Genomic DNA, 12,226 nt, shown 5'->3' with positions numbered 1-12,226 from the left:
AATAAAATGTCCGGAAATACCCTCGGCAAACTTTTTTGTGTGACCTCTTTCGGCGAAAGCCATGGCCCAGCAATCGGCTGTGTGGTGGACGGTTGCCCGCCCGGCATGGCCTTGAGCGAGGCAGATATCCAGGGCGAACTGGACCGGCGCAAGCCCGGTACTTCGCGCCATGTGACCCAGCGGCGCGAGTCCGATACGGTGGAAATCCTCTCCGGCGTGTTCGAGGGCAAGACCACCGGCGCTCCCATTGCCCTGCTGATCCGCAATGAGGACCAGCGCAGCAAGGACTATGGCAATATCGCCGAGACTTTCCGCCCCGGCCACGCCGACTACACCTACTGGCACAAATACGGCATCCGCGACCATCGCGGCGGCGGACGCTCCAGCGCGCGCGAGACGGCGGTACGGGTGGCGGCGGGCGCGGTGGCGAAGAAGTGGCTGAAGGAGCGCTATGGCGTTGAAATTCGTGGCTACCTTTCCCAGCTCGGCCCGATCGAGGTGCCGTTCAAATCCTGGGCGGACGTAGGCGAAAATCTGTTCTTCGTGGCCGATGCCAGTTATGTGCCGCAGCTGGAGGAATACATGGATGCCCTGCGCAAGTCCGGCGACTCGGTCGGCGCAAAAATCACCGTGGTGGCGCAAGGCGCACCGGTGGGCTGGGGCGAGCCGGTATACGACCGGCTCGATGCCGAGATCGCCTACGCCATGATGAACATCAACGCGGTCAAGGGCGTGGAGATCGGCGCCGGGTTTGACTCGGTGGCGCAGAAGGGCAGCGAGCATGGCGACGAGCTGACGCCGCAGGGCTTCCTCTCCAACCACGCTGGCGGCATCCTCGGCGGCATTTCCACCGGCCAGGATATCGTTGCCAACATCGCCATCAAGCCGACCTCCAGCATCCGCATTCCGCGTAACTCGATCAACAAGGCGGGTGAGCCGGTGATGGTGTCTACCGAGGGGCGCCACGACCCCTGCGTCGGCATCCGCGCCACGCCCATCGCCGAGGCGATGCTTGCCCTGGTGCTGATCGACCATGCCTTGCGTCACCGCGCCCAGAACGCCGATGTGGCGGTCGACACGCCGCGGATTCCGGGCAGCGTCGAGAAGTGAGCTTCAGTAAAAAAGGGAGAACTGCAAATGCAAGTAGACCACCACGACCTCGCCCATGAATTCCCGGAATTCAAGGACGAAATTTACAAGCTCAAAATTAGCAGCACCCACTTCGCCCGGCTGTTCGACGAATACGAGCGGACCGAACGCGAAGTCCATCGCATCGAAGTGGAAGACGTACCGGTTTCCGATATCTTGATCGAAGACCTGAAGAAGAAGCGGCTGCACCTGAAGGACGAAATTTATGCCCTGCTGCGCAACGGGGGTATCCCGGCGCATTGAGCCGTGATGGGGTGCTGATGCCATGAGGCTGTGGACGCTGCACCCGCAATACCTGGATGCCCAAGGGCTGGTCGCCCTGTGGCGCGAAGCGCTGCTGGCGCAGAAGGTGCTACTCGGCCAGACCTGCGGCTACCGCAATCATCCCCAGTTGGCACGCTTCCGAGCATTGCACGACCCTGTTGCCGGCATCGCTTCCTACCTCGCCGGGGTTCACGCCGAGGCTCTACGCCGGAATTATCGTTTCGATGCGGCCAAAATCGTTGCGCCACGCTGGCCGGAGCAAATCGAAATGACCACTGGCCAGTTGGCTTATGAATGGGCTCACTTGTGCCGCAAGCTCGCCGTGCGCGATCCATTGCGACTGGCCGAATTTTCTAATCTAAAGGTGCCCGAAGCGCATCCCCTGTTTCGTATCGTGGAAGGTGCAATCGCGTCGTGGGAAAAAATTTAAAAGTCCAGGCCGGCTCCTATGCCTGGCTACTTGAGGGAAAAAAGACATGATGGGGTGGACGCGTATTGCGGGTGTCGCCCGCCGTGGTCGCAGTTGGGTGTTGTTGGTGCTGGTGCTTTTTGGCCTATGCCTTCAGCTTGTTATGCAGGCACCCGGTGCTCGCGCGGCGGATTTTCCGCCGCCACCGGTGATGCTGGCGAATGTCTATCGCAGTGACACGCCGCTGGCCGACTACCTGGTCAGCGAGAAATTGGACGGGGTACGCGGTTACTGGGACGGCGAAAAGCTTCTGACACGCGGCGGGGAACGCATCGAGGCGCCCGGCTGGTTCACTGCGGGGTGGCCGGATTTTCCCCTGGACGGCGAGTTGTGGGTCGGACGCGGAAAGTTTGCCAGTGCCGTATCCATTGTGCGGCAGCGGACGCCGGATGACGCCGCATGGCGTACGCTGCGTTTCATGGTGTTCGATCTGCCGGGCCATCCGGGCCCCTTCATTGAACGTAACGCGGCGCTGAAGCCCTTGCTTGACGGGCTTGCGCTGCCCTGGGTGCGTCCGGTCGAGCAGTTCAAGGTGGCCGACCGGGCCGGATTGCGCATCGCGCTGGACCGGGTCGTCAGGAATGGGGGTGAAGGGTTGATGCTCCATCGCGCCGCGTCCCTTTACCAGGCCGGGCGCAGCGACGACTTGCTCAAGCTGAAACCGTATCAGGATGCTGAAGCGAGGGTCATTGCGCATCTGCCGGGCAAGGGCAAGCACCAAGGTGTGCTCGGAGCCTTGCTGGTGGAAACGGCGGAGGGGCTGCGATTCCGCATCGGAACGGGGTTTTCCGACGCCGAGCGGCGAAACCCGCCTGCGCCGGGAAGCTGGGTGACGTATCGCCATATCGGACTGAACGAAGACAGTGGCATTCCCCGGTTCGCCAGTTTCATGCGGGTGCGGGAAGATATGCCTGGAGGGGAAAAGCAGTAATCGCAGGTTGGTTTACTAATAGGGAAAAGTACAGGCTTGATCTGACATGAATGCCTGATCAAATCTGTACTTGTTGGGCTGCAGTCCTCATTGAGGCAATCTTTCAAGCATTGATGGAAAGTTATTGTTAGATGGTTCGGCTTTCCTTTCAGGGATGCACATTCTTATATTGGCTGAGATACCCTCTGTTTTACAGCACCCTTGGACGACGATTTTTAGGGGGAAGCTCAGACGACTCGGAATCAACAGGAAACACGTCCCGCCAGAGACACTCTCTCTCTTCCGGTTTCGGTAATGGAAATTCGACTATGTAGCTCAAACGCCGAATAAATGCCTCATCAGTATCCCTACTGTTGGTAGCTAAGATCGCTATGCCTTCGAAGTCCTCCATTCTCTGGAGCAGGTAGTTAATCTCCATATTGGCGTACCGGTCATGGCCGTCCTTCACCTCAGTGTGCTTGCCGAAGAGTCCGTCGGCCTCGTCGAAGTACAGAATCCCGTTAGCGGCTTTCGCCGCATCGAACAGTCTGCTGAGGTTCTTCTCGGTCTCGCCAATGAACTTACTCACAACGGTAGAGAGGTCGATACGGTAGAGATCCAAGTGCAGTTCGTTTGCAATAACTTGAGCCGCCTTGGTTTTGCCTGTTCCACACGGACCTGTAAAAAGCACTATCAGGCCCTTACCAGGGTGGGACCCTTGGCTAGACACTCCGTCGCTATGTTTGACTTGAGTGCATAGCTCCCTGAGCTTGGTCACCACGTTTTGGGGAAATGCCAAGTCCTCCCGTAGAGCCGCCGATTTGATATGTTGTGCCATGCCCTCCAGGCAGGATGACCCTTGTCGGGCTGCTCTCTTGACTATGCTCTTCTCGTCCATTTTGATGCTCTCATACACACGGTCTAACCCTTTGGATCAGTTTCTCGTGGCTCTTCGCCTTTACTGTTCCTACTATGCCCGCCATACTCACGGATCACCCCTTGGTTACGGTAAGCTTGCAGCGCGGACTGACGAGCACCTCGGTCAGTCCGGTCCTGTTGATCTCTGCATCAGGTGGATTACGCTCACTTCACTCATCCATTACTGCATCCGGATTCCACGCCGACACAACGAAGCGAATCTTGCCTTTAATGCCGGGAGTGGTAGCACTATCAAAAGGAATACGTACCTCAACTTTTCCACCCTTGATGCTCTTGGCGTCGATCTCAGTATCGGTTGCGCTCGTGCCCTGATCCTGCCAAGCGAAGTTGACCTTCCACTTATCGCCCCTGTCTAAGGGCGGAACCATTTCGAGCACGATCGAATTGCGGAACAGATAGCCGCCTTCGTAGTGCTCATTGACCCAGAGTATGCGATCAATCTCGTAGTCGGGTACACGTACGCCGAGTGACATACTGTAAGCCAGCGACCGGCGATTCTTGTTCACCCGCGAGCGATTGGCGAGGAACACGGTCGACACGTATTGCGAACCATTTTTCTTCGGTGCAGTGGTCCATTCATCATGCGTTAGGCATGCAACCGAATCTTCCTCGGCGGTGCGGCGCGTGAGATACCAAAGTTTGCCACGCGGCGATGCGAGTACTTCAAACTGGTAGAGCGCATTAATCTTGCTTCCAGCGTCAGCAGCCTTCTGTACTTCGCTTGGCAAATGAATTTCCTCCACATCGATCCAGAGGTCGACGCGAACATCGCCAAACAGGAATCGCGTGAGGTTCTGGTAGGCTTCTACGCTGTTCACGATACCAAAGAAACCCGAGTGTGAGCGGTAAGCGAACGCCTTCGCGCAAGGCGTTCCCTGCGTGCCGTCAGCCTTAATCCCGCTCAGAGTAGCATTCTCGATACGCACCAGACCATCGCTGCCATGGCCAGCGAAGGTGCGCGATAAGCCCTTAGCAACTTCGTAATCCATGCGATTGCTGCCAACCATGCAGAAGATGCGGTCAGGCGGGAAGAGGTCTTCGGGTATCCAGGCAACACTCTTGGTCTTGGAGTATTCTTTTTCAAGGTCAAGGTAGCGCGCCATCTCCTTGCGATTGAAGTTGTCCATATCGGCAAGACTCAGCCAAGATGGCACATTCACACCTGCCATCTCGATACCGTCATGCGGTGTTGCATAAGTGAAAAACTTATCAACATACTGGCGCGCATTATTCTTATCGTTTTTCGTGTTCTGCAACAGACCACGGCAGACAAGTCCACCCATCGAATGAGCGACCAGATAGCAGCGAAATGCGTCGGGCGTTACTCCATTATCAGGGTTCGCACAAACCAGTTTGCGTACGCGTAAGATCAGCTCACCGAGTTCGGCAGAGAATTCCTCGATAGACGGCGTCTTGCCTAAGCCGATCAGGTGCGAGGCCCCATCGTAATAGCGATAGATAATGATCGATCGGCTCGCCAGTTTATTATCTGGGTCGGCACTCCACTCGGGATCGAGAATATCGTAGCCGTCCTCGTACACATCGCTATAGTTGAAGTCCGACGCCAGCCGCACTACTGGAGATTCGAAGATATATTTACGCGGCTGGCGGGTCTTGTCGGGGACCGCACGATAGACGGTCGAGCCGAGATTGAATCCGCAGAATGGATCGGCCGTGGTTTCGTCAATCTCCGCAGGAGTCATAGCATAGCCACGCACGTAGATGATAGGGTGAAATGGCGTATTCTGGTTCGGCATCATGTTCTCCTGTTAGGATTATGCTTAGCATTTGCGGACCGAAACCAGCGATGTGGTTCTGGGTCAGCTCGTTGAAAAAGTTATGGCTCAATTTGGTTGCTTAATGTGGTGACGTGACGTAACGACAGCTCATGGCGCCACGCGCACCTTCTGGATTACACTCATTCAGCATAGACGATGGACTACGAGTTGCTTGCGGCATGTAATACCAATCGTCCGCGTTAGCGATTAGCGACCGCCAATCCAGGCAGCCGGTTGTTGATTTAAAAATTTATACTTCGGTCTGTTCGGCAATCTCCAGTGCATTGTCGACCTCAATGCCAAGATACCGAACGGTGCTCTCCAGTTTGGTATGTCCGAGCAGCAGTTGGACAGCACGCAAGTTCTTGGTACGTCGATAAATCAATGTGACCTTTGTTCTGCGCATCGTGTGAGTGCCATACGCCGATGGGTCCAATCCGATTGAAGCAACCCACTTATTGACGATTCTGGCATATTGCCGTGTCTTAATATGTGGCGGAGCTTTTACCGTCGCTCTTGCCCGGTGAGAACTATGAGCCCGGAATCCAAGAGCGGACACACGGCCGAGGCTCTGCTGCACAGCCTTGGCCCACTTGACCGCGAGAATGAAACGAGGCAGCTAAGCAGTCGGTGCGGCGCCGATGGCATAGCACCACCGCTGGAGCTCGTCCAGCTCCGACTCACGCGCGACGCGAAAGCCTTCCATGAGCCAGGGCATGAGGCATCTCTCCGCTTGCATGCTCAGCTGGTGGTGAACCCCCTTCAGCTTTTCGCAGATATCCTCGGGCACAGAGCCTTCGGTGTACGAATACGTGTTGCTCTCCACGAGCGTGCCCATAAGGAAGGTGATCGCATCGGGAACGCGGTCCGGGAACTGTTCTTCGATACGCTTCAACCGCGCCGAGGCGTCGTCGCGCACGCACCCGATCGCAGAATCGATCGCGGCATTCAGCTTCTCGTCGTAGGGAAGTTCGTCCAGCGCGCCCAGCCACTCTTCGATGCGCTTCGCGTAGTCCGACACTAGTGCCATCCACGCCGCGTCAGTCGACCAATTGCTTAGCAGACTGGCGAGCGCGAGCTGCGCGACGCGGGCTTGGCTCTCGATCATCTCCTTCTCGACGGCCACGAGATTCTGACTGTCCCACATCCACTTCAGCAAGCCGGCGAGCATCGTCGCCGCCAAATGAACGCGCTCCGGCGGCAGGGCGCTGCAGCCGGCGAGCTTGGCCGCGACGTGACGCGCGTAGGCGATCGTCTCGGGCATGTCCTCGAACGACTTGGCCCGCGATGCCATCACGGCGTTCCATAGGATGTCTTCAGCGGATGTCTCGGACGGCCGCGGCGCGGGAGTGAGCCCGTACCAGGCGCTCCGAAGGTCGATCGCCAATTTCGTCTCCGTGATCGATTGTCCGATGCGCCGAGTCTCATCCAGATCGGCGTTGTGGGTGCCTTCGGGGGCGCGCACGTTCACAGAGAACGCACGATCGCCTCGGCGAAGCTGCTCGGCCCGGATGAGCAGTTGGTTGGTCAACTCGCTCCAACCCGGATTCATCGCCTCGACCGGACGGAAGAGTCCAATCGCACCCTGCGTGATCAGTAGCTCGACGAGCCGGTCCGCCCCCTGCGCGAGCTCCGATATCGCGTACGCCGCAATCGCCGCGGCATCCGCGGCCTGGATCCGAAGGCAGAGGCGGCACACTTCGGCGAGGAGCATGGCGTAATCTTGTGGAGATCCCGAATCGGCGTGCCTCAGCGTACGGACGATCTCCGCGGCGCAGGCGAGACGCTGGTCGTCCGGTTCGCGCTGCGATTCCAAATCGAGTGCATCACCCAGTACAGCGAGCACCTTCAGATCCCCGCGCTGCGAGAGCGCCTGAACGAGCTCCTGCTGCCACGCGGCCGGCTTCATCGCGTTTGGCTGAAGCGTGACCCTCGAGTCGCCCATCAAGACGGTCGAGCCCCAGAGGACGGGAGATACACCATCGTCCGCCAAGTCACGCCGCGCACGCCGAAGCGCCTCGCCGAAGCCGTGCGCGGCGGCATGCACATAAAAGCGCTCCGCGAAACGCGATGATACTTGGTCGTCCACCGGCAAGAGGTTGGCGATGACCGCCGGCGCTCCCGCTGCGATGAATGCCTGCGCGACACCTCGCACTGCTCCTCCACCGAGATAGCTGCTCTGGCCGAGCACACACGTATTTAACCAGACCGTCGGCGTGCAACCGTGCGAACCGTCGATGACATCTTCCGGCGTGAGACGCGTGCCGCGAGACAGCAAGACCGCGTGCGACGCGCCATCCACGTCGCCGTGCGCGGCGATGTGCAGGTGAGCGGCAAAGGGCGTCCGGTTGAGAATGAACGGTGGATCGACGCGCGACTCGTGAATCGGAGGCGCGTCCCATCCGGCGCTCGCCAGGCTCGCCCGCACCGATTCCGCTTCCTCTCCCGCCGCTGCCAACGGCGGGTTGCTCCCTTGCGCCTGTGTGATTGCGATCGAGAGCAGCCGACGCTCCAGAACTCGCCGCCGGGAGCCCTCCGCCGCGAACACCATTGCCTCCAGCGACGGCAGCCGGGTCACGACCTTCGCGATCCCGAGCCATTCGTCGCCGCACTGGAGGATCTCGAATGGGATCGAGTCCGCGTTCACCCGATAGTCGGGGCATACGAGCACGGTGTCGCTCTCGGTTACGAGCGCGCGCACGCCGACGGGGAGAGCATCGAATGTAGCGTGTGCCGCCCGCCTCACCACCGCATCATCCGGGGGCACCTGCAGGCCGGTATAGTCAGCCATCTGCCCAGCGACGCATTGCGCGGCCTCGAAGGCCGCGCTTCGGAACTCTTCTCCATCTTCGAAGACCCTCACGCCGGCGGCGGTTGTGCAGATGAAGAGTATCTTGTCGCCGGCCGCCTGAAGGACGATCGCCACAGTCCTGGGCCAGCTCCGCAATGCAAAGACGAGCCGTCCGAAGAGATCGTCGGTGTGACGGCGCGCGTGCTCCAGCAATGGCGGCGTTTCATCGGCTGAAAGGAGCTCGAGCCAATCCAACGCTTGAGAAGGCGCGACACGCAGACTGTCCAGCAACTGTGCCAGGCGAATGCGGTGCTTTCCGTCGGCATCGTCCGTGAGCCGACTCGCGGCAGTCGCTACAAGTACGCCGATCGGATCATCGAACTCGGCACGGATCCGCCAATCGTGCATCGCCTTATCGTTCCGGCGGATCAGCCCATCCAGTGCCTGGAGGAAAGCCGCGCCGTGTGGCGGATCATCGCTACCCCCGGTGCGCGTTTCAGCGACCACGAGGAGGCCCGCACCGACGCAACGGATGACCGGATCATCGAGGTCTTCCAGAGCGGCGGCACTCTTCAGGAACTTGCGCCGCGCTGCGGGTACGCAGGTGGCGTATGCGGCCGCCGCCGCGGGCAGCAGGGCATCGAAAGGCGCACGGTCGATCTGCACAGCTTCCGCGGCGGAAGCGACCTTCTCGATGAGCGTGCGGCAAAGCTTCTCTGGGGCTTGCCGGAATAGGGTGATGAAATCCACCGCCGTCAGATCTGCGACGCCACGCTTCGTGATTCGATCGATCGTCTGCTCGACGAGCGCCGTGAGCGTTTCGCTCGAAACACCTGCCGGATCGGCGGTGATCGCACAGCGGGTCATGCGCACCGCGTTCTGGATTTCGATCTCATACAGATCGTACGCCATAGCCTGCATGGCCGCCTCCATCGCTTGCTCAGGCAATTGAGCGTCGCCGTAGAAAAGCTGCGTCAAGGCGCGCAGGAGTCCAACCAGATTTTCGTCCGATGGGATTAGCCAGTCGCACGCTTCGACTGCCGCGCGAGCGTGCTTCTCCGCCTGCACGCGATCGAGCACCTCTTCGAACAGCGCTGCGAGTTCGCCATCGACCTTGGCGCCGAGGTAGCGCTTCAGGCAACCCACGGGCGACAGATCCTGTTGCGTCGGCAGTTCGATGGTGCGCACGGCACGGAGCGCGTCGTAGCGCCGGTGCTGCGCGTTCGCCGCGCGGGCGAGCGCGAGCTGCAGGATCGCGTGCTCCGCCCACCGCAGGGGGTGATCGTCTGAACGCATCTGCTGCGCATCCAGGCCCAACCGCGCCAGATCCTCGATCAGGTCCGGCTGGAGAACGGAAGCATGCTGATGCAGCAGTGTCGCGCAGAGATTGGAGACCGTCTCGGCGACCTCCGGCTCGCGCTCCAACATCGATCGAAGCGCGATGAAGGCTTCCCGCAGGTGCTGCTCGTTCGAGCGGGAAGACTTCAGCCATTCCATCAGGTGTTGGTTGAACTGTACGAGCCACACCTGGGCTTCGCGACGCTTCGGTTGGCGCATGGGCATGATTACATCCTCCCTTTCGAGGGCAACCCCCATGCGGGTTGCATCGGGGTGTTAACCACTCTCTCCCGCCGATCCGACACGATCTCGAACCAGAACTCGAGATCCTTCTGCCGAAAGGAACCTGTTGCCGGATGGCGTCCCAAGCCGAAGCGATCGCGTCCCTGCAGCCACGATGCACGATAGAGCCCAACGGTCGCGCCCGTGACTTGCTGCAGTATGTCGGACGCGAAGTTTCCGATCGCCGCCGCCGCCGTGATCGCCGCCGTCACGGCCACGGCCTGGGGTGCTGCGACTGCGAGTCCAAGGAGCGCTCCGGCCGCGGTTTTCCACTCCGCCGAGGCGACACGCTCTGTGATCAACGTGCCGAGGTCCTTGGTGTCCTTGCGGTCGCGCGAGACGATAATCGAGACATCGAGGAAGTGACTCGGCTTCCCGTAGAAGAAGACCAGTCCAGGTGCTTCGATCGGCAGTCGGTCGCCGTCGTGCACGCCGGTGAATCGGAAGGTCGTCGGCTGATAAAAGCCCTCACCCTCGGGCGGTGCGCCGGTCACGACGATCGCATCCACGCGGATGTCGGCGCCGCCGAACCATTTCTTCGCGTCGTGGATGATCACGTCGTTCATCCGCATCGCGAGCGACATGCCGCCTTTGCCGCCGCGCACGCCTTTCCCGATGCTCTGCAGGGTCGTGGTAATCGATGCAACCGTGGCGGAGTCTATGGCCTCCGTCTCGTCGAGCAGCCAACTGGTCATGGTTCAGTCCTCCTGCCACATTGTCTCGCCCGTCCTCGTGAACGGGTTGAGCCCGGATCGCGGTTCCACCTGCCAATTCGCACGAAATCCACGCTACTTCACTGCTTTCGCAGGACACGGCGGTGAACCGTCGCGCCACCTAACAGTTATTTAGGCGGACCCACCGGTCCGTACGTTTTTTAATAATACAGACGGCCACGATGTGGCCATATATTTTTGATTGTTAATTGGATACTTCAAACTCCTTCCGCCTATTTATGAAAAAGCTGACATCCCATGCCCAGATATTCATTTTGCATTATGTTTAATATAGACCATCTAGGAGTGAACATCATGGGGCCTGACAACTGGGACTGGATGACCGGTTTTTGCTGCTGAACGGACCGTCTGAAACTAAGCCATGACCGGCTGTTCCGGGTCGAAAGTGACGATTGCCGGACGTCTGCTTCAGAGCATGATAATTTTTCTAGAGCACCTCAAACTGAACACCTCGACAGCGGACATTGGCGAATTCACACAATCGACCCGTTCCGGTCAGTCGGCTCCGCGAAAAGCAGCCGCTCACAGGTGCCTAAGGAAACCGGTGCGATTCAACTCGACCACTACGGTCGTTTGATCGTTCATCCGAAACGGTTGGTCAAATGTTCGGAGAAAGTGGTTTTGTAAAATGATGAAAAAAGTCTGATAAAAATGCGGGAATTATCAATTGTCGGCCACATGAGACCTCTTCAGTGGCAACTCAAATGCGCCCTTCGCAACAGCATACAACGCCCAGATTAGCAGGACAGGAATGATCAATGTTTGAAGTAAGAAAATCACGATTAGCTTGATGATGTGCTCGGCCCATTGCTCTGCCGTTTGTTTCAATTTTAAAAAATGCGATTTCATATCTACCGCAGACGTAGTTTGGTTCCACAAGACATTTGCTTTCCCCTTCATTTTTTCAATAATTCCTTGATCCATAGGTGGACTAGGATTAGGTGGATTGATTTCTGTTACTTGGCCAGGCGCTGCATTTATTGCCTGTTGACTGGCTACGTAGTCCGTAGCCATAAATTTCTGGAATACTATATCGGTTCCAAGAGTTACCAACGGTATAGCAAAGCGAATCATCAATAAAATTACCAGTATTTTGGTGAGCCACACAGGAGGTTTTTTCTGTCCGAAATAGAGCCATGCCCAGCCGAATGCGGCAATTGTCAGAGCCAGCGAAATAATCCAAAATCCGCCAATGTGAATCAATATCTTCTGAATACCGAAAGCAACACAGGCAACCAGCATTAGAGCGGAAAACCGTTCAACCAAATCGTTAATGGGGTCGAGCGCTTGTCCAGGGGTAAGAACAACCCCAACGCCCCCAGGCTCGATGGCAACCTCAGTGCCTTGCGCTACTGAAATTACGGCATTTAATGTTCTTGCAGCAGCATAGCTAACCAGTGCCCTATTTAGCCCGGTATCAATTTGTTTGATGGCAGTTGAATCCATCGGCTTGATCCATGAAAAGCTAACCAAAGCTACTAAGGAAGCCCTGAACAAGTCATCATTCAGGACCTCGAATTAAACATATTGCGGCATCAGGCTTTTTTCCACCGGAATTAGCCTGAAACAGCC

The 12,226-nt window shown here is 58.1% G+C and carries 9 protein-coding genes and 1 pseudogene; 4 read left to right on the top strand and 6 right to left on the bottom strand.

Annotated elements, in window-relative coordinates:
* Positions 1-6 precede the first annotated feature (6 nt).
* From aroC to SCT_RS11905, 4 genes are read left to right on the top strand one after another with little or no spacing between them, the layout of a single operon-like run.
* On the top strand, positions 7-1,110 hold the full coding sequence (gene aroC, locus SCT_RS11920) for a chorismate synthase (protein WP_059423307.1): 1,104 nt from the start codon (positions 7-9) through the stop codon (positions 1,108-1,110).
* A gap of 27 nt (positions 1,111-1,137) precedes the next feature.
* A complete protein-coding gene (locus SCT_RS11915; RefSeq protein ID WP_059423305.1) occupies positions 1,138-1,392 on the top strand; it encodes a YdcH family protein in 255 nt (84 codons plus the stop codon).
* A 22-nt stretch (positions 1,393-1,414) separates the two neighbouring features.
* On the top strand, positions 1,415-1,843 hold the full coding sequence (locus SCT_RS11910; protein WP_059423302.1) for a pyrimidine dimer DNA glycosylase/endonuclease V: 429 nt from the start codon (positions 1,415-1,417) through the stop codon (positions 1,841-1,843).
* Between the two features lie 46 nt (positions 1,844-1,889).
* A complete protein-coding gene (locus SCT_RS11905) occupies positions 1,890-2,813 on the top strand; it encodes a DNA ligase (protein ID WP_237759680.1) in 924 nt (307 codons plus the stop codon).
* A 190-nt stretch (positions 2,814-3,003) separates the two neighbouring features.
* Here SCT_RS11905 and SCT_RS11900 read toward each other — a convergent pair whose 3' ends face one another.
* From SCT_RS11900 to SCT_RS11875, 6 genes and pseudogenes are all read right to left on the bottom strand, one after another.
* Positions 3,004-3,690, bottom strand: coding sequence for an ATP-binding protein (locus SCT_RS11900; RefSeq protein WP_059423300.1), 687 nt, complete (start codon positions 3,688-3,690; stop codon positions 3,004-3,006).
* Positions 3,691-3,880: 190 nt separating this feature from the next.
* The gene (locus SCT_RS11895; RefSeq protein WP_202812155.1) at positions 3,881-5,491 is read right to left on the bottom strand and encodes a hypothetical protein; all 1,611 of its coding nucleotides are present in this window, start codon (positions 5,489-5,491) and stop codon (positions 3,881-3,883) included.
* Between the two features lie 268 nt (positions 5,492-5,759).
* A pseudogene (locus SCT_RS16820) lies at positions 5,760-6,005 on the bottom strand (tyrosine-type recombinase/integrase); the annotation flags it as partial.
* Between the two features lie 123 nt (positions 6,006-6,128).
* Positions 6,129-9,863 (bottom strand): CHAT domain-containing protein, encoded by a 3,735-nt coding sequence (locus tag SCT_RS11885; RefSeq protein WP_059423294.1) that lies wholly within the window; start codon positions 9,861-9,863, stop codon positions 6,129-6,131.
* A 2-nt stretch (positions 9,864-9,865) separates the two neighbouring features.
* A complete protein-coding gene (locus tag SCT_RS11880; RefSeq protein ID WP_059423292.1) occupies positions 9,866-10,615 on the bottom strand; it encodes a hypothetical protein in 750 nt (249 codons plus the stop codon).
* Between the two features lie 702 nt (positions 10,616-11,317).
* Positions 11,318-12,100, bottom strand: coding sequence for a hypothetical protein (locus SCT_RS11875; RefSeq protein WP_059423290.1), 783 nt, complete (start codon positions 12,098-12,100; stop codon positions 11,318-11,320).
* Positions 12,101-12,226 lie beyond the last annotated feature (126 nt).

Origin of the sequence: Sulfuricella sp. T08 (assembly GCF_000971475.1) — a bacterium.
In the GTDB taxonomy this organism is placed as follows: domain Bacteria; phylum Pseudomonadota; class Gammaproteobacteria; order Burkholderiales; family Sulfuricellaceae; genus Sulfuricella.
The sequence above is the reverse complement of the archived record's forward strand: the minus strand, read 5'-3'. Positions and strand labels throughout refer to the sequence as shown.

Bases quoted from the DNA above. Each gene is read 5' to 3' on its own strand.
- aroC (WP_059423307.1), top strand. From the start codon at position 7: ATGTCCGGAAATACCCTCGGCAAACTTTTTTGTGTGACCTCTTTCGGC.
- SCT_RS11915 (WP_059423305.1), top strand. From the start codon at position 1,138: ATGCAAGTAGACCACCACGACCTCGCCCATGAATTCCCGGAATTCAAG.
- SCT_RS11910 (WP_059423302.1), top strand. From the start codon at position 1,415: ATGAGGCTGTGGACGCTGCACCCGCAATACCTGGATGCCCAAGGGCTG.
- SCT_RS11905 (WP_237759680.1), top strand. From the start codon at position 1,890: ATGATGGGGTGGACGCGTATTGCGGGTGTCGCCCGCCGTGGTCGCAGT.
- SCT_RS11900 (WP_059423300.1), bottom strand. From the start codon at position 3,690: ATGGACGAGAAGAGCATAGTCAAGAGAGCAGCCCGACAAGGGTCATCC.
- SCT_RS11895 (WP_202812155.1), bottom strand. From the start codon at position 5,491: ATGATGCCGAACCAGAATACGCCATTTCACCCTATCATCTACGTGCGT.
- SCT_RS11885 (WP_059423294.1), bottom strand. From the start codon at position 9,863: ATGCCCATGCGCCAACCGAAGCGTCGCGAAGCCCAGGTGTGGCTCGTA.
- SCT_RS11880 (WP_059423292.1), bottom strand. From the start codon at position 10,615: ATGACCAGTTGGCTGCTCGACGAGACGGAGGCCATAGACTCCGCCACG.
- SCT_RS11875 (WP_059423290.1), bottom strand. From the start codon at position 12,100: ATGGATTCAACTGCCATCAAACAAATTGATACCGGGCTAAATAGGGCA.